The organism is Haemophilus sp. HMSC61B11 (assembly GCF_001838615.1).
Lineage (GTDB): Bacteria > Pseudomonadota > Gammaproteobacteria > Enterobacterales > Pasteurellaceae > Haemophilus_D > Haemophilus_D parainfluenzae_AD.
In genome coordinates this window covers 1-18,753 of sequence record NZ_KV837997.1, presented here as the reverse complement: position 1 = coordinate 18,753, position 18,753 = coordinate 1, and the positions used below count along the sequence as shown (strand labels likewise).

Genomic DNA, 18,753 nt, shown 5'->3' with positions numbered 1-18,753 from the left:
ATCCTTAATAACGAATTTTTGGATCGATGATAGCGTATAAAATATCCACGATCGCATTAAATAAAATGGTTAATGTCCCCACTAAAATAGTGAGACTCAAAACTAAAGAGTAATCACGGTTTAAGGCACCGTTTACAAATAACAAGCCCATGCCAGGCAAACCAAATACGCTTTCGATGACCATTGAGCCGGTAATAATCCCTACGAAAGCCGGACCTAAATAGGTAATTACGGGTAAAAGAGCAGGGCGTAAAGCATGTTTTAAAATGATTCTTGAGGTTGAAAGCCCTTTGGCTTTAGCGGTACGAATAAAGTTGGAATGCAACACTTCAATCATTGAACCACGCATGATACGCGCAATCCCTGCAACATAAGCGATAGTTAAGGAGGCTACGGGTAAAATAATGTACATTGCTGAACCGCCATTCCAACCGCCAGCAGGTAACCAACCTAAATAAATGGCGAAAATCAGCACTAAGACTGGTGCGAAGACGAAGCTTGGCATAATGACGCCAAGCATTGAGAAACTCATCAAAATATAATCCCAACGGCTATTTTGATTGAGCGCGGCAAGCGTACCCGCTGTGACACCTAATACTACTGCAAAGGCGAAAGCGACCATCCCTAATTTTAAGGAAACTGGGAAGGCTGATGCGATTAAATCATTGACCGATTGATCTTTATATTTAAAAGAGGGACCAAAATCGCCTTTGGAAAGATTTTCCAAATAAAGAAAGTATTGTTTATGTAAAGGTTCATTTAAATGATACTTCGCTTCGATATTTGCCATGACTTCTGGTGGATAAGCACGTTCTGAGGTGAACGGGCTACCAGGGGCGAGACGCATCAGAAAGAAGGAAAAAGTAATCAAAATAAACAGCGTTGGTAAGGCTTCCAACAGCCGTTTAAAAATAAACTTGAGCATAACAACTCCAACCAAAATGGGCGAAAAGTGCGGTCAAAAAACACGATAATTTTTAACCGCACTTAAATACGAGCAACGAATTAATGTTTAATAATATAAAGGTTGCGTAAGTAAATGTGATCTTGTGGATCTTTGCCTGAATAGCCTTTTACGTAAGGTTTCACTAAGCGAGGATTTACATAGTTAAAGATTGGCACGATACCGAAATCTTTTGCAAGAATTTCTTCGGCTTTCGCGTAGGCCTTTGCACGTCCTTCCGCATCCGTTGCGACATAAGATTCAGCAATGGCTTTATCGTATTCAGGGTTCGCATATTTCGCGGTATTGTTACTCGAATTAGATAAGAAATAGTTGCCGAATGTTGTTGCTTGGTTGTAATCCGCATTCCATCCTGCACGTGCCGCGTCGTAACGACCTGCACGACGACTATCAATGTAGGTTTTCCACTCTTGGTTTTCTAATTTCACATCAATTAAACCTTTAGTGTTTGCTTTCCACATAGATGCCGCAGCAATGGCCACTTTTTTGTGGTTTTCATTGGTGTTGTAAAGAATGCTGAATTTCAACGGATTTGCTTTGCTGTAACCAGCTTCTTCTAAGAGTTTAATGGCTTCTTCATTACGTTGTGCCATCGGTTCTTTTGAATAAGCAGGTTGTTGAATGAGCTGGCCTTCTTCGATGTAAGTCGGCGTAAACACATAGGTTGGTGTTTGACCTTGACCTAAAACTTTATCGGTGATCACATTACGGTCAAGGGATAAATTCAAGGCTTTACGAATATTCACATTATCAAAAGGCGCTTTCTTGTTGTTTAATTCGTAAGAATAGGTCGCGAGAGTACGAGTAGTGAATACTTCACCAGGCAATTCTTTTTGTAATTTAGCAAATTGTTCTGGTGGTAAGGCGTAGTTCGTCATATCTAAATCGCCTGCACGATAACGCGCCACATCAGTACTTGGATTTTCAATCGCAAGGAATGTTGCGCTGTTAATGACAGTCTCTTTATCGTTCCAATAAAGTGGATTACGTTCAAATTCGATTTTTTCGTTAATAATGTGGTTAGCCAGTTTATATGCACCATTACCCACGTAGTTTTCTTTTTTCACCCATGCATCACCCAATTTTTCGACCACTTTTTGTGGTAATGGCAATAAGGATTGGTGAGTCGTTAAACTGACTGCATAAGGCACAGGATTGGTTGCATGAACCACAAAGGTGTAATCATCTTTTGCTTCAACACCTAATTCAGCCGGTTTTTTCTTACCGTCAATAATGTCTTGTGCATTTTCTACTTGTAAGTAACTTAAGTAACTTGCATAAGGCGCTGCAGTTGCAGGATCCACTAAACGACGCCAAGCAAACACGAAATCGTGCGCGGTAACGGGATCACCATTTGACCATTTGGCATCTTTACGTAAATGGAATGTCCAAGTTTTAAAGTCTGGTGTGTTTTCCCAGCTTTCAGCTACACCCGGTTGAAGTTTACCTTCAGAGTCTGAGGTGACGAGGCCTTCAAGTAATTGATAAGCAACGCTAGATTCAGGTACACCTTCAGTTTTTTGTGGGTCAAAACTTTGTGGTTCAGCCCCGTTATTGATGACGATATGTTGTTTTTCATCTAATTGCGTTCCCTCAGGTACTATAACTGCTTGCGCAGAATAGGAAAGAGCAAGAGCAATTGCAGAGAAAAGTAGTTTGTGTTGCATTTGAGCCTCCTTGTCATTAGGCGATATTTTTATAAAGAGTCTTTCTCTTATTAGCTCAAAAATTCATGTTTGTAAAGATTTGTAAGGTGATTATTTAAAGAAAAATAACGTTTTGTGATTTGTATCTAATAAATTGCGAAAAAATTGCTAAAAGTGATGGTATGAGAGGGTGAATCTAGAATATATTGGTTTTCCCTATCGTAAATATTTTCATGGACGAATTACCCTTTTAAAGCTAATTATGCTATCGTAAGGCAGTTGAATTCAAACAAATCCATTCAAGGAGAATATAATGACAACTCAGTTAGATTCACTTCGTAGTATGACCGTCGTCGTGGCTGATACGGGCGATATTGATGCAATTAAAAAATACCAACCACAAGATGCAACAACAAACCCATCTTTAATTTTAAGTGCTTCAGCATTACCACAATATACACCATTAATTGATGAAGCGATTGCTTATGCCAAAGCGCAAAGTGCAGATAAAGCGCAACAATTAATTGATGCGGAAGATAAATTAGCGGTAAACATCGGTTTAGAAATTTTAAAAATTGTCCCAGGACGTATTTCAACGGAAGTGGATGCGCGTCTTTCTTACGATACCCAAGCAACCGTTGAAAAAGCACGTAAACTTATCGCACTTTATAATGCGGCAGGTATTTCAAATGATCGTATCTTGATCAAAATTGCGTCAACATGGCAAGGTATTCGTGCAGCAGAGATTCTTGAAAAAGAAGGCATTAACTGTAACTTAACTTTATTATTCTCTGAAGCCCAAGCACGTGCGTGTGCTGAAGCAGGGGTTTACTTAATTTCGCCATTCGTCGGTCGTATCTTAGACTGGTACAAAGCAAATACTGATAAAAAAGAATATGCTCCAGCAGAAGACCCAGGTGTCATTTCTGTAACCAAAATTTATAACTACTACAAAGAATACGGTTATAAAACAGTGGTAATGGGTGCAAGTTTCCGTAATGTAGGTGAAATTATTGAATTAGCAGGTTGTGATCGTTTAACTATTGCACCCGCTTTACTTAAAGAATTACAGGAAAATTCAACCGCACTTGTACGTAAACTAGACTACAAAGGTGAAGTAAAAGCGAAACCTCAACCATTAACAGAAGCAGAATTCTACTGGCAACATAACAGCGATGCGATGGCTGTTGAGAAATTAGCAGAGGGAATTCGCAAATTTGCAGTTGACCAAGAGAAATTAGAAGCAATGCTTTCAGCAAAACTTTAATTTAATAGATAAGAAAGTGCGGTTAGAAATAACCGCACTTTTTGTTTATGCAGGGAACAAAAGTCATTTTTGGAAAACTAAAAAGCACCATGATTAAACATAGCTAACAGAAAAGTCATCTCTAGGTTTTAATAAATTTTTTGTAATTATCTTTCAAGTTGGTTAGAATAAAGACAATTTTTTGTGATAGGAAAGTGGAATGAAAAAAACACCTTTACTTGCGGTCGGCTTAATGACAACAGTTTTATTAACGGGTTGTGCAACCAAAGCAGATGGTGAACGCAATGATAAATTAGAAAGTTTTAACCGCACGATGTTTGATTTTAACTATAAAGTCATGGACCGTTATGTGTTAGAACCTGCAGCGAAAGGCTGGCGTGATTACGTGCCGACACCGGTCACAAAAGGTTTAGCTAATGTGGCAAATAACTTAGATGAGCCAGTGAGCTTTGTGAACCGTTTATTAGAAGGTGAACCGAAAAAAGCCTTTGTTCACTTCAACCGTTTCTGGATTAACTCCACCTTTGGTATCGGTGGATTATTTGACTTTGCCAGTGCAAGCAAGGAATTACAAGTTTACGATCAACGTAGCTTTGGTGAAACATTGGGTACCTACGGTGTAGATGCGGGAGCCTATATTGTATTGCCTATCTATAATGCGACGACACCTCGTCAATTAACGGGGGCAGTAGTCGATGCAGCTTATACCTATCCATTCTGGAATTGGGTAGGTGGTCCGTGGTCACTTGTAAAATATGGTGTGCAAGCCGTAGATAAACGCTCGAAAACATTGGACCAAACAGAATTGCTCAATCAAGCCCAAGATCCTTATGTTACTTTCCGCGAAGCTTATTATCAGAATTTAGAATTTAAAGTAAATGATGGCAAAGTAAAAGAAAGTTCACAGAAAGAACTGTCTGATGATGTGTTAAAAGAGATCGACTAATCAGAATACTTAATGTTAAAGGAAAATATCATGACTAAAATCATTCACACAGAAAAAGCCCCAGCAGCAATCGGTCCCTATGTTCAAGCGGTAGATTTAGGTAATTTAGTTTTAACATCAGGTCAAATCCCGGTTAATCCAGCAACGGGTGAAGTGCCAAAAGATATTGTAGCTCAGGCGCGTCAATCGTTAGAAAATGTGAAAGCCATTATTGAACAGGCTGGTTTGAAAGTGGGTGATATTGTAAAAACCACGGTGTTTGTGAAAGATCTTAATGATTTTGGTGCAGTAAATGCAGAGTATGAGAAATTCTTTAAAGAAAATAATCACCCGAATTTCCCTGCTCGTTCTTGCGTAGAAGTTGCTCGCTTACCAAAAGATGTTGGCTTAGAAATCGAAGCGATTGCAGTAAGAAAATAATCGTAAAGTGCGGTTAAAATCTGCAGATTTTTTCTACAATAGACTTTACAAGAGCGAGGTTAATCATTATAATCTCGCTCCTAAATTACGCTTAGCGTAAAATTTCTGGTTGGTGCTTGACCTATTCAAGCCCCGTCCAAGACCGTAGGGAATGGTTGGCAATAATCATCTTAATAATCCTACGTAGATGGTGAACAGAATAAGAATATTTCTTGCTTCTGGGCACCGAAGTCGTCCTAGTCTGAAAGATAACTCTTTCGATGAGGTAAATTAATTCCGAGAAATCGGAGTGTATTCAGGAGCTAAAAGCCAATGGCATTAAATCTTCAAGACAAACAAGCAATTGTTGCCGAAGTAAATGAAGCAGCCAAAGGTGCACTTTCAGCAGTAATCGCGGACTCTCGCGGTGTAACTGTTGATAAAATGACTGAATTACGTAAAGCAGCTCGTGAAGCTGGTGTAACAATGCGCGTTGTTCGTAATACTTTATTACGTCGTGCGGTTGAAGGCACTGATTTCGAATGCTTACAAGATACGTTTGTAGGTCCAACACTTATCGCATTTTCTAATGAACACCCAGGTGCAGCAGCACGTTTGTTCAAAGATTTTGCTAAAGCAAACGATAAGTTTGAAATTAAAGGTGCAGCCTTTGAAGGTAAGATCCAAGATGTTGAATTCTTAGCAACATTACCAACTTACGAAGAAGCAATTGCACGTTTAATGGGCACAATGAAAGAAGCTGCGGCAGGCAAACTTGTTCGCACTTTTGCGGCATTACGCGACAAATTACAAGAAGCAGCTTAATCATTAAGCGTTTCTTACTTCATTTAACTTTATTAATTTTAGGAATTGATTGTTATGTCATTAACTAACGAACAAATCATTGAAGCGATCGCTTCTAAATCTGTAACTGAAATCGTTGAATTAATCGCAGCGATGGAAGAAAAATTCGGCGTTTCTGCAGCAGCAGTAGCAGCAGCTCCAGCAGCTGGCGGTGCAGCAGCAGCGGCAGAAGAAAAAACTGAATTCGACGTAGTTCTTGCTGAAGCTGGTGCTAACAAAGTAGCAGTTATCAAAGCAGTACGTGGTGCAACTGGTTTAGGCTTAAAAGAAGCTAAAGACTTAGTTGAATCTGCTCCAGCTAACTTAAAAGAAGGCGTTTCTAAAGAAGAAGCTGAAGCACTTAAGAAAGAATTAGAAGAAGCTGGTGCAAAAGTAGAAATCAAATAATTTTTGATTCACTTATGTCCTGTTTCTCAGGCTTAATGGCTGGTGGTTTACCATCAGCCATTTTGTGCTATCAAAAACAGCATAAAAAACAGATAGGCATTTTCCGTTTAATGGTATCTGTTTCCACTTAAATTAATCAGACGTTTTAATTTAAGTAGCCCACTACAGAAGTAAGGTTCAGAGTGCGGTATCCGAAACGGCGTCAATCTCCGATATAAATAAAAAGCGTCAATCAATTTGACCGCACTTTTTTATATCAACTCGGTCTCACTAAAATTTACAGAGGAAAACCAATAATGGGTTACTCCTATACTGAGAAAAAACGAATTCGTAAAGACTTCGGCAAACGTCCGCAAGTTTTAAATGTACCTTATTTATTAACTATCCAATTAGATTCTTTTGATAAATTCATTCAAAAAGATCCTGAAGGTCAACAAGGCTTAGAAGCTGCATTCCGTTCTGTTTTTCCAATCGTAAGCAATAACGGTTATACAGAATTACAATATGTTGATTACCGTCTAGAAGAGCCAGAATTTGATGTACGTGAATGTCAAATTCGTGGTTCAACTTATGCAGCAGGCTTACGCGTAAAATTACGTTTAGTTAGCTACGATAAAGAATCTTCATCACGCGCAGTCAAAGATATTAAAGAAAGCGAAGTATATATGGGTGAAATCCCATTAATGACTGACAACGGTACCTTTGTCATCAATGGTACTGAGCGTGTTATCGTTTCACAATTACACCGTAGCCCGGGCGTATTCTTTGATTCTGACAAAGGTAAAACACACTCTTCAGGTAAAGTGCTTTATAACGCACGTATTATTCCTTACCGTGGTTCTTGGTTAGATTTCGAATTTGATCCAAAAGATAACTTATATGCGCGTATTGACCGTCGTCGTAAATTACCGGCAACCATTATTTTACGTGCGTTAGGTTACACCGTTGAAGAAATCTTAAACTTATTCTTCGACAAAGTAACTTTCGAGATCGCTGGCAATAAATTACTCATGACATTAGTGCCAGAACGTTTACGTGGTGAAACGGCGACATTTGATATCGAAGCAAATGGCAAAGTCTATGTAGAACGCGGTCGTCGTATCACTGCTCGTCACATCAAAGCATTAGAAAAAGATAATGTGACACAAGTTGAAGTGCCAACTGAATATATTGCAGGTAAAGTTGCAGCGAAAGATTACGTTGATCTTGAATCTGGTGAAATCATTTGTCCAGCAAATGGTGAGATTTCTTTAGAAGTGTTAGCGAAATTATCGCAAGCAGGCTATAAAGTGATCGAAACATTATTCACTAATGACTTAGATTACGGTCCGTATATTTCTGAAACATTACGTGTTGATCCAACTTACGATCGTGTAAGTGCGTTATATGAAATCTATCGTATGATGCGTCCAGGTGAACCACCTACACCAGAATCTTCAGAAGCATTATTCAATAACTTATTCTTCTCTGCAGAACGTTATGATTTATCTGCAGTAGGTCGTATGAAGTTTAATCGTTCGTTAGGTATTCCTGAGGGTGAGGGTACGGGGATTTTAAGTAACGACGATATCATTCGTGTGATGAAAAAACTCATCGACATCCGTAATGGTCGTGGTGAAGTGGATGATATCGACCACTTGGGTAACCGTCGTATTCGTTCTGTGGGTGAAATGGCAGAAAACCAATTCCGTATTGGTTTAGTTCGTGTAGAAAGAGCAGTTAAAGAGCGTTTATCTTTAGGCGATTTAGATGCGATCACACCACAAGACTTAATTAATCCGAAACCAATTTCTGCGGCAGTGAAAGAATTCTTTGGTTCTTCACAACTTTCGCAATTCATGGACCAAAACAACCCATTATCAGAAGTAACACACAAACGTCGTATTTCTGCATTAGGTCCAGGTGGTTTAACGCGTGAACGCGCAGGCTTTGAGGTGCGTGACGTACATAACACTCACTATGGTCGTTTATGTCCAATCGAAACCCCTGAAGGTCCAAACATCGGTTTGATCAACTCACTTTCAGCGTTTGCTCGTACGAACGATTATGGTTTCTTAGAAACCCCATATCGTAAAGTGATTGATGGTCAAGTAACCGAAGAAATCGAATATTTATCTGCAATTGATGAAGCAAACTACATCATTGCACAGGCGAACTCAAACCTTGATGAGAACAACCGTTTTACAGATGCATTCGTTACTGCTCGTGGTGAACGTGGTGAATCTGGTCTTTATAAACCAGAAGAAATTCACTATATGGACGTTTCAACCCAACAAGTGGTATCTGTGGCCGCAGCGTTAATTCCATTCTTAGAGCATGACGATGCGAACCGTGCCTTAATGGGTGCGAATATGCAACGTCAAGCGGTTCCTACTTTACGTGCTGATAAGCCGTTAGTGGGTACAGGTATGGAAAAACCAATCGCACTTGACTCAGGTGTGGCGGTTGTCGCGAAGCGTGGTGGTACTGTTCAATACGTTGATGCTTCTCGTATCGTTATCAAAGTAAATGAAGATGAAACCGTAGCTGGCGAAGCGGGTATCGATATTTATAACTTAATTAAATACACCCGTTCTAACCAAAATACGTGTATCAACCAAATTCCTTGTGTGAATTTAGGCGATCCAATTAACCGTGGTGAAGTCTTAGCTGATGGTCCTTCGACAGACTTAGGTGAATTAGCATTAGGTCAAAATATCCGTGTGGCATTCATGCCTTGGAATGGTTATAACTTCGAAGACTCAATGTTAGTGTCTGAGCGTGTTGTACAACAAGACCGCTTCACAACAATCCACATTCAAGAATTATCTTGTGTGGCGCGTGATACTAAATTAGGTTCTGAAGAAATTACTGCGGATATTCCGAACGTAGGTGAATCTGCATTAAGCAAATTGGATGAATCAGGTATCGTTTATGTGGGGGCTGAAGTGAAAGGTGGTGACATCTTAGTCGGTAAAGTAACCCCTAAAGGCGAAACACAATTAACACCAGAAGAAAAATTGTTACGTGCAATCTTCGGTGAAAAAGCATCTGATGTGAAAGACTCTTCATTACGTGTACCAAATAGCGTAAGCGGTACTGTAATTGATGTTCAAGTCTTCACCCGTGATGGCGTAGAAAAAGACAAACGTGCATTAGAAATTGAAGAAATGCAGTTAAAACAAGCTAAGAAAGACCTTTCTGATGAATTAGAAATCTTAGAAGCTGGCTTGTTTGCTCGTGTGCGTAATGTACTTATCGCTGGCGGTATTGATGCGGCTCAATTAGATAAAATGGATCGCACCAAATGGTTAGAACAAACCATTTCAGATGAAGAAAAACAAAACCAATTAGAACAGCTTGCTGAGCAATATGAAGAATTACGTAAAGAGTTTGAACACAAACTTGAAGTAAAACGTAAGAAAATCATTAAAGGCGATGACCTAGCACCAGGCGTGTTAAAAGTGGTTAAAGTTTACCTTGCGGTGAAACGTCATATCCAACCGGGTGATAAAATGGCGGGTCGTCACGGTAACAAAGGTGTTATCTCAAAAATCAACCCTGTGGAAGATATGCCATACGATGAAAATGGTCAACCAGTTGAAATCGTATTGAACCCACTGGGCGTACCGTCTCGTATGAACATCGGTCAGATCTTAGAAACCCACTTAGGCTTAGCGGCGAAAGGTATCGGTGATCAAATCAATGCGATGATCAAACAAAAACAAGACGTTGAGAAACTTCGTGGCTATATGCAAAAAGCATACGATTTAGGTCATGGCGCACAAAAAGTGGATTTAAGCACCTTTAGCGATGACGAAATCATGCGTTTAGCAGAAAACCTACGTAAAGGTTTACCGGTAGCAACACCAGTATTTGATGGTGCGGATGAACAAGAAATCAAAGAAATGTTGAAACTTGGTGGCTTACCAACTTCAGGTCAGATCACGTTATACGATGGTCGTACTGGTGAGAAATTCGAGCGTCCAGTAACCGTAGGTTATATGTACATGCTGAAATTGAACCACTTAGTTGATGACAAAATGCATGCTCGTTCAACTGGTTCTTATAGTCTTGTTACTCAACAACCACTTGGTGGTAAAGCACAATTCGGTGGTCAACGTTTCGGTGAGATGGAGGTATGGGCACTTGAAGCATACGGTGCGGCTTACACCTTACAAGAAATGTTAACCGTGAAATCCGATGACGTGAACGGTCGTACGAAGATGTATAAAAACATCGTCGGTGGCAACCAACAAATGGATCCGGGTACACCGGAATCTTTCAACGTAATTATGAAAGAAATCCGTTCACTTGGTTTGAATATCGAGCTAGACGAAGAGTAATCGACAAACCGGTCTTCCCCTGTACACAGGGGAAGCAAAAGGAAGAAATCGCCGAAGTGCGGTTAAAAAACAAAATATTTTTGACCGCACTTTGAAACCCTTAACTCCGACAGGAGACTATTTGTGAAAGACTTAGTTAAGTTTTTAAAAGCACAATCAAAAACCAGTGAAGATTTTGATGTGATTAAAATTGGGTTAGCTTCTCCAGACATGATCCGTTCTTGGTCATTTGGTGAAGTTAAAAAACCTGAAACAATCAACTATCGTACGTTCAAACCTGAGCGTGACGGTCTTTTCTGTGCACGTATTTTCGGGCCAGTAAAAGATTACGAATGTTTATGCGGTAAATATAAACGCTTAAAACACCGTGGTGTGATTTGTGAAAAATGTGGTGTTGAAGTAACACAAACTAAAGTGCGTCGTGAACGTATGGGCCACATTGAATTGGCTTGTCCAGTTGCACATATTTGGTTCTTAAAATCACTTCCGTCCCGTATCGGTTTATTACTTGATATGCCGTTACGTGATATTGAACGTGTGCTTTATTTTGAAATGTACATCGTGACTGAACCGGGTATGACCGATTTGGAACGTGGACAGTTATTAACTGAAGAACAATTCCTTGATGCAGAAGACCGCTGGCAAGATGAATTCGAAGCGAAAATGGGTGCTGAAGCAATTCAAGATTTACTTAAAGGTATTGATCTTGAAGTGGAATGTGAAAAATTACGTGAAGAGTTACAAGAAACTAACTCTGAAACAAAACGTAAGAAAATCACTAAACGCTTAAAATTATTAGAAGCTTTCCAACAATCTGGTAACAAACCAGAGTGGATGGTGATGACTGTATTACCTGTACTTCCACCAGATTTACGTCCGTTAGTACCATTAGATGGTGGTCGTTTTGCAACTTCTGACTTGAACGATTTATATCGTCGTGTAATCAACCGTAACAACCGTTTAAAACGTTTATTGGATTTAATCGCGCCAGATATTATCGTGCGTAACGAAAAACGTATGTTACAAGAATCTGTTGATGCGTTATTAGATAATGGTCGTCGTGGTCGTGCGATTACAGGTTCTAACCGTCGTCCATTGAAATCACTTGCGGATATGATCAAAGGTAAACAAGGTCGTTTCCGTCAAAACTTATTAGGTAAACGTGTTGACTATTCAGGCCGTTCTGTAATCACTGTAGGTCCATACTTGCACTTACACCAATGTGGTTTACCGAAGAAAATGGCATTGGAATTATTCCGTCCGTTTATCTATGCAAAATTAGAAAGCCGTGGTTATGCAACTACAATCAAAGCGGCTAAGAAAATGGTTGAGCGTGAAGACGCGATCGTTTGGGATATCTTGGCAGAAGTTATTCGTGAGCACCCAATTCTATTGAACCGTGCACCGACACTTCACCGTTTAGGTATCCAAGCGTTTGAACCACTTCTAATCGAAGGTAAAGCAATCCAGTTACACCCGCTCGTTTGTGCGGCGTTCAACGCGGACTTCGATGGTGACCAAATGGCGGTTCACGTACCATTAACACTTGAAGCTCAGTTAGAAGCACGTGCGTTAATGATGTCAACCAACAACGTACTTTCACCTGCAAACGGTGATCCTATTATCGTTCCATCACAAGACGTGGTGTTGGGTCTTTACTATATGACCCGTGAAAAAGTGAACGGTAAAGGCGAAGGCATGTTGTTGCAAGATCCGCGCGAAGCTGAAAAAGCATATCGCACAGGTGAAGCAGAATTACATTCTCGCGTTAAAGTACGTATTACTGAATATGTGAAAAATGAAGCAGGCGAATTCGAAGAGAAAACCACATTAACCGATACCACTATCGGTCGTGCAATCTTATGGATGATCGCGCCAAAAGGTATGCCTTATTCATTGTTTAACCAAACATTAGGTAAAAAAGCAATTTCTAAACTTATCAACGAAGCTTATCGTCGTTTAGGTTTGAAAGAAGCAGTAATGTTTGCTGACCATATTATGTATACCGGTTTTGCTTATGCTGCACGTTCAGGTTCTTCTGTGGGTATCGACGATATGGTTATCCCAGAGAAAAAATACGAAATTATTTCTGCAGCGGAAGCTGAAGTGGCTGAAATTCAAGAACAGTTCCAATCTGGTCTTGTAACAGCGGGTGAGCGTTATAACAAAGTCATCGATATTTGGGCTGCAGCAAATGAGCGTGTAGCGAAAGCAATGATGGAAAACTTATCTCAGGAAGAAGTCATCAACCGTGAAGGTAACCCTGAGAAACAAGCTTCTTTCAACAGCATTTTTATGATGGCTGACTCCGGTGCGCGTGGTTCTGCAGCTCAGATTCGTCAGTTAGCAGGTATGCGTGGTTTGATGGCGCGTCCAGATGGTTCGATCATCGAAACCCCAATTACAGCGAACTTCCGTGAAGGTTTGAACGTACTTCAGTACTTTATTTCAACCCACGGTGCGCGTAAAGGTTTGGCGGATACCGCATTAAAAACAGCAAACTCTGGTTACTTAACTCGTCGTTTAGTTGACGTAGCGCAAGACTTAGTGATCGTTGAAGATGACTGTGGTACACACGAAGGTTTAGTCATGACTCCATTAATCGAAGGTGGAGATGAGAAAGTTCCACTTCGCGAATTAGTGTTAGGTCGTGTTGTGGCTGAAGATGTGTATAAACCAGGTACAGAAGAAGTCTTAATTGCACGTAACACCTTATTAGATGAAAAACTGTGTGATGTGTTAGATGCAAACTCCGTGGACAGCGTAAAAGTACGTTCTGTTGTAACTTGTGATACTGATTTCGGTGTCTGTGCGAAATGTTATGGTCGTGACTTAGCTCGTGGTCACCTCATCAACCAAGGTGAAGCAGTGGGTGTTATCGCTGCTCAATCAATCGGTGAGCCAGGTACACAGTTAACCATGCGTACGTTCCACATCGGTGGTGCAGCTTCTGCAGCAGCAAAAGAATCTAGCGTACAAATCAAAAACAACGGTACTTTACACCTTGCTAACGCAAAATTCGTTGTTAATGACGAAGGTAAATTAGTTTTAACTTCTCGTAATACTGAATTAACCGTAACTGATGCATTTGGTCGTACGAAAGAACATTATAAAGTGCCTTACGGTACTGTATTGAACAAAGCTGACGGTCAAGAAGTGTCTGCTGGTGAAACAGTGGCAAACTGGGATCCACATACTATGCCAGTTGTCTCTGAAGTATCTGGTTTTGTGAAATTCGTTGATATCGTGGATGGTTTAACTGTAACCCGTCAAACGGATGAATTAACTGGTCTTTCTTCTATCGTCGTACAAGATGTGGGTGAACGTGCAACAGCAGGTAAAGATTTACGTCCAACCATCAAATTAGTTGATGCAAAAGGTAACGATATCTTCTTACCTGAAACTGACGTTATTGCGCAATACTTCTTACCAGGTAAAGCAATCGTAAGTTTAGATGACGGTGCGGAAGTGAAAGTGGGTGAACCACTTGCACGTATTCCACAAGAATCTGTGGGTACTAAAGATATTACTGGTGGTCTTCCACGCGTTGCTGACTTATTCGAAGCACGTAAACCGAAAGAGCCTGCAATCTTGGCAGAAATTTCAGGTATCGTGTCCTTCGGTAAAGAAACCAAAGGTAAACGTCGCTTGCTAATCACCCCAACTGAAGGTGAAATCTACGAAGAAATGATTCCAAAATGGCGTCAACTCAACGTATTTGAAGGTGAGATGGTAGAACGTGGTGATGTGATTTCTGATGGTGCAGAGACTCCACACGATATCTTACGTTTACGCGGTGTTCGTGCTGTAACTGAATATATCGTGAACGAAGTACAAGAAGTTTACCGCTTACAAGGGGTAAAAATTAACGATAAGCACATCGAAGTTATCGTACGTCAAATGTTACGTAAAGCAGTCATTACGAAAGCTTATGACAGCGAATTCCTCGAAGGGGAACAAGTTGAAGTGGCTCGCGTGAAAATTGTTAACCGTAAACGTGAAGCGGAAGGTAAACCACCAGTTGAATTCGAACGTGAATTACTGGGTATTACCAAAGCGTCATTGGCGACAGAATCCTTCATTTCTGCAGCATCGTTCCAAGAAACCACTCGCGTGCTTACTGAAGCGGCAGTGGCGGGTAAACGTGATGAATTACGAGGCTTGAAAGAGAACGTAATCGTAGGTCGTTTAATCCCAGCTGGTACTGGTTTTGCATATCACCAAGGTCGTCACAAAAAACGTATTGTAGACGATGTTGTGATTAAATTGTCTGAAGACGATGAAGCAGCAATTGCTGATGAATTCGTGATGACAGCAGATGATGCAACAACTAACTTAGCAGAAATGCTTAATATGGCAGATGATGCAGAATAATCGCTAATCGATAAAAAGAAAACCCGAGTTTAGGCTAGGGTTTTTTATTATCTTAATACAAAAAGTGCGGTCAGTTTTTGATGCGTTTTTCGTTTGGAAAAGTATCGTAAAAATGACCGCACTTTCTTTTCATCAATAAAAAAGCCACCTTATCGGTGGCTTTGAAATATTTTGCTTAAGCTAAGATTACCAACCTTTTACAACACCATCTTTAAAGTGTTTTTTCGCTTCTTGGTAAACTTCTTCAGTTTGGTATGCTTTCACGAAATCTTGGATCGCTTTGCTGTCTTTGTTATCAGTACGCGCAACGATGATGTTTACGTATGGAGAATCTTTATCTTCCACGAATACACCGTTATCTTGTGCATTTAAGCCAACTTGACCCGCATAAGTGTTATTTACAACCGCAAGATCAACATCATCTAATGCACGAGCTGCAACAGAGGTATCCACTTCAGAAATTTTTAAGTTTTTCGGATTTTCAACGATATCTGCGACAGTTGAAAGAAGATCGTTAGAATTTTTAAGTTTGATTAAACCTTGTTTCTCAAGAAGGATTAATGCACGACCACGGTTTGAAGGATCGTTTGGAACAACGATTTTAGCGCCTTCTTTTAAGTCATTTACATTTTTGATGGTTTTAGAATAACCAGCAAGTGGGTAAACAAAGGTGTTACCAACGATCACTAAGTTGTTTAAGTTTTTCGCTTTTACATCTTCATCTAAGTAAGGTTTGTGTTGCATTGCGTTAGCATCTAAATCACCTTTAGATACAGCCGTGTTTGGTAAAGCGTAGTCATTGAATAAAACAAATTCAACATTTAAGTTGTATTTGTCTTTTGCTACTTTTGCCGCGGTTTCTGCAACTTGGTGCTCAGGACCCGCCATTACACCAACTTTGATTGATGTAGGAGCAGGTGCAGTTGATGCTGCATCTGCTTTTTTCTCTTCTTTACAACCTGTTAATACTAATGCTGACGCGATAGCGGTGATAGCAAATAAGTTTTTTAATTTCATGTTTTTTCCTTGTTGTGAATAAAATGGTAGAAAATAATTAACGGTGATCCACTCGTTTTGCGAGTGTGTCGCCTAATTTTTGACTGAGCATCACGATAATCACGATAACAATCGTTGCTGCCCAAGTTACTGATGGCATATTACGATAGACGCCATAGTTAATGGCGAGGCTTCCTAAACCGCCACCGCCTTGTGTTCCTGCCATTGCGGTATAGCCAATTAATGTCACGAAAGTGAGTGTAATCGCATTGATAAGCGTTGGTAAAGATTCAGGCAAATAGAATTTACGAATAATTTGCCAATTGGTTGCGCCCATGGCTTTTGCGGTTTCAGTCAAACCGGTTGGAATCTCAAAAAGTGCATTACTCGTAAGACGTGCAAAAAATGGCGTTGCAGCTGCACTTAATGACACAATCGCAGCATTAGAACCAATACTACCGCCAGGGAGTAGCCAGCTCGTTAGCGGAATTAAAGCGAGTAATAAAATAATATAAGGAATTGAACGCCCGATATTAATAATGACGTTTAAAAATGCATTGAGCTTTTTGTTTTCTAAAATCGCCCCTTTATTGGTTAAAAAGGTTAAAAAACCCAGTGGTAAGCCTAATAAAGCCGCAATTAATGTCGATAATACTGACATATAAACCGTTTCAATGGTCGATACGGTTAATAAACTCGCAAAATTATCGGGGAATTGTTGGCTAAATGTTGCCCATAAATCATTGAACATAGCCTAGTACCTCTACTCGAACGTTATTTTCCATTAAATAAACTTTGGCTTGCGTAATCGCATCTTCATCACCTTCAACCTCCGCAATGGTAAAGCCAAATTTTACGCCACCGGCATAATCAATTTGTGAGGTTAAGATACTGAGCTCTACGCCAAATTTTTTCGATGCTTGAGAAAGTAATGGTGCATCGACGGAGCGACCAGTAAATTCAAATTTGATGATCGGATACGATTTGGCATGTTTTGGCGTATCGGATAGATTTTCTAAATATTCTTCCGGCAAGGTAATGTGGAAGGTAGAACTGATAAACTCTTGAGCCAATTCTGTTTTCGGATTAGAGAAAATTTTGCTAACCGTGCCTTGTTCAATCAGACGTCCTTTATCAATCACGGCAACTTGATCGCAGATGCGTTTAACTACTTCCATTTCATGGGTAATAAGAAGAATGGTGATACCTAAAGTGCGGTTGATTTCTTTTAATAATTTTAGAATGGATTGAGTTGTAGCTGGATCTAATGCACTAGTCGCTTCATCACAAAGTAAGACTTTTGGATCGCTTGCTAGTGCACGCGCAATCGCTACACGTTGTTTTTGACCACCAGAGAGATTAGCAGGATATACATTATGTTTATCACTTAATCCTACAAGTGCTAAAAGTGCAGTCGTTTTTTCTTGAATTTCTGCTTTCGATTTATTTTCTAATTCAAGTGGTAATGCTACGTTTTCAAAAACGGTTCGAGAGGTCAATAAATTAAAATGTTGGAAAATCATACCGATTTGACGGCGTGTTTTCACTAATTCAGCGTCAGAAAGTTGAGTTAGATCCACATCATCGATGATCACTGCACCGTGAGTCGGTCTTTCTAATAAGTTTACACAACGGATAAGTGTACTTTTGCCTGCGCCAGAAGCACCAATGACACCACAAATCTGACCTTTCGGCACATGTAATGAAACATTATCAAGTGCGGTCAGTTTTTTATCTGGAAGTGTAAAAATCTTCGTAATGTTATTTAGCTTAATCATATAAGCCCTTGTTCTCAGTTAATATTTGAATTTCATTTGTATTCTAGACGTCTAGAATGCTGTGTCAATATCTTAGGAGATCTTTTTTAGACGGATCGGTTATGACTTATTATTGCTTATATTAAGGATAAAAGGGATAATTTTGTCTTAAGAAAAAGATAAATGAGAAAATATATGAAGAAAGCTGTTTTTTTAGATCGTGATGGCACTTTAAATATCGACCATGGTTATGTCCATAAAATTGATGATTTCCAATTTATAGAAGGCAGTATTGATGCATTAAAAGCATTAAAGGAAATGGGATATCTTTTGGTTTTAGTGACCAATCAATCAGGCATTGCTCGTGGATATTTTTCAGAAGATCAGTTTTTACAACTAACAGAATGGATGGATTGGTCGTTAGCTGATCGTGGTGTGGATTTAGATGGTATCTACTATTGCCCTCATCACCCAGAAGGGAAGGGCGAATATAAAGAAGACTGTGCATGTAGAAAGCCGAAATCAGGCATGTTATTAGAGGCGATTAAAGCGCTGAAAATCGATCCTGCACAATCTATTATGGTTGGCGATAAGATTGAAGATCTTAAAGCAGGCATTGGCGCAAAAGTAAAAACAAATATTTTAGTGCGAACAGGCAAACCTATTACAGAAGAGGGAGAGAACCTCGCTGACTATGTTTTGGATTCTATTGCAGATCTACCAAGAATCGCAAAACGATTAATTAAGTAACAAAAATGATCTATTTTTTGTGCGAATAGGCGAAAAGATCTTCAACTGAGAAAAAATTTACATTTTTTTACAAAAAGA

Annotated in this window: 13 protein-coding genes; 8 read left to right on the top strand and 5 right to left on the bottom strand. The window is 39.7% G+C overall.

Going from position 1 to position 18,753, the window contains the following annotated elements; genetic code table 11:
• Positions 1 to 4 precede the first annotated feature (4 nt).
• Together oppB and HMPREF3263_RS08715 are read right to left on the bottom strand one after the other, a co-directional pair.
• Positions 5 to 925 (bottom strand): oligopeptide ABC transporter permease OppB, encoded by a 921-nt coding sequence (oppB, locus tag HMPREF3263_RS08720; protein ID WP_005700169.1) that lies wholly within the window; start codon positions 923 to 925, stop codon positions 5 to 7.
• Between the two features lie 80 nt (positions 926 to 1,005).
• Entirely contained in the window at positions 1,006 to 2,631 is a 1,626-nt protein-coding gene (locus HMPREF3263_RS08715) for an ABC transporter substrate-binding protein (protein WP_070853219.1), read from the bottom strand.
• Between the two features lie 292 nt (positions 2,632 to 2,923).
• On the opposite strand from HMPREF3263_RS08715, the gene tal reads away from it, so the two are divergent.
• The 7 genes from tal (at position 2,924) to rpoC (ending at position 15,172) form a co-directional block, all read left to right on the top strand.
• Positions 2,924 to 3,877 (top strand): transaldolase, encoded by a 954-nt coding sequence (tal, locus tag HMPREF3263_RS08710; protein WP_070853218.1) that lies wholly within the window; start codon positions 2,924 to 2,926, stop codon positions 3,875 to 3,877.
• A gap of 199 nt (positions 3,878 to 4,076) precedes the next feature.
• Complete coding sequence (locus HMPREF3263_RS08705; protein ID WP_070853217.1) at positions 4,077 to 4,823, top strand: MlaA family lipoprotein; 747 nt, start codon at positions 4,077 to 4,079, stop codon at positions 4,821 to 4,823.
• A gap of 30 nt (positions 4,824 to 4,853) precedes the next feature.
• On the top strand, positions 4,854 to 5,243 hold the full coding sequence (locus HMPREF3263_RS08700) for a RidA family protein (RefSeq protein ID WP_070853216.1): 390 nt from the start codon (positions 4,854 to 4,856) through the stop codon (positions 5,241 to 5,243).
• A gap of 312 nt (positions 5,244 to 5,555) precedes the next feature.
• A complete protein-coding gene (rplJ, locus tag HMPREF3263_RS08695) occupies positions 5,556 to 6,047 on the top strand; it encodes a 50S ribosomal protein L10 (protein WP_005694693.1) in 492 nt (163 codons plus the stop codon).
• Between the two features lie 54 nt (positions 6,048 to 6,101).
• Positions 6,102 to 6,473 carry a 50S ribosomal protein L7/L12 gene (gene rplL / locus HMPREF3263_RS08690; protein ID WP_005697375.1) on the top strand — a complete coding sequence of 124 codons (372 nt, stop codon included), beginning with the start codon at positions 6,102 to 6,104 and terminating at the stop codon, positions 6,471 to 6,473.
• 296 nt (positions 6,474 to 6,769) lie between these two features.
• Entirely contained in the window at positions 6,770 to 10,798 is a 4,029-nt protein-coding gene (rpoB, locus tag HMPREF3263_RS08685; protein ID WP_005700142.1) for a DNA-directed RNA polymerase subunit beta, read from the top strand.
• Between the two features lie 123 nt (positions 10,799 to 10,921).
• A complete protein-coding gene (gene rpoC / locus HMPREF3263_RS08680; RefSeq protein ID WP_005697359.1) occupies positions 10,922 to 15,172 on the top strand; it encodes a DNA-directed RNA polymerase subunit beta' in 4,251 nt (1,416 codons plus the stop codon).
• 186 nt (positions 15,173 to 15,358) lie between these two features.
• On the opposite strand, the gene HMPREF3263_RS08675 is transcribed toward rpoC, so the two are convergent.
• The 3 genes from HMPREF3263_RS08675 to metN are packed head-to-tail and all read right to left on the bottom strand — an operon-like array spanning position 15,359 to position 17,946.
• Entirely contained in the window at positions 15,359 to 16,189 is an 831-nt protein-coding gene (locus HMPREF3263_RS08675) for a MetQ/NlpA family lipoprotein (protein ID WP_049375805.1), read from the bottom strand.
• Positions 16,190 to 16,226: 37 nt separating this feature from the next.
• Positions 16,227 to 16,919: a methionine ABC transporter permease gene (locus HMPREF3263_RS08670; RefSeq protein ID WP_049373857.1), complete on the bottom strand. Its 693-nt coding sequence runs from the start codon at positions 16,917 to 16,919 to the stop codon at positions 16,227 to 16,229.
• Entirely contained in the window at positions 16,909 to 17,946 is a 1,038-nt protein-coding gene (gene metN, locus HMPREF3263_RS08665) for a methionine ABC transporter ATP-binding protein MetN (protein ID WP_070853215.1), read from the bottom strand. The genes HMPREF3263_RS08670 and metN overlap by 11 nt, the downstream gene beginning before the upstream one ends.
• A 174-nt stretch (positions 17,947 to 18,120) precedes the next feature.
• On the opposite strand from metN, the gene gmhB reads away from it, so the two are divergent.
• Positions 18,121 to 18,675: a D-glycero-beta-D-manno-heptose 1,7-bisphosphate 7-phosphatase gene (gene gmhB, locus HMPREF3263_RS08660; RefSeq protein ID WP_005697434.1), complete on the top strand. Its 555-nt coding sequence runs from the start codon at positions 18,121 to 18,123 to the stop codon at positions 18,673 to 18,675.
• The last annotated feature ends 78 nt before the right edge of the window (positions 18,676 to 18,753 follow it).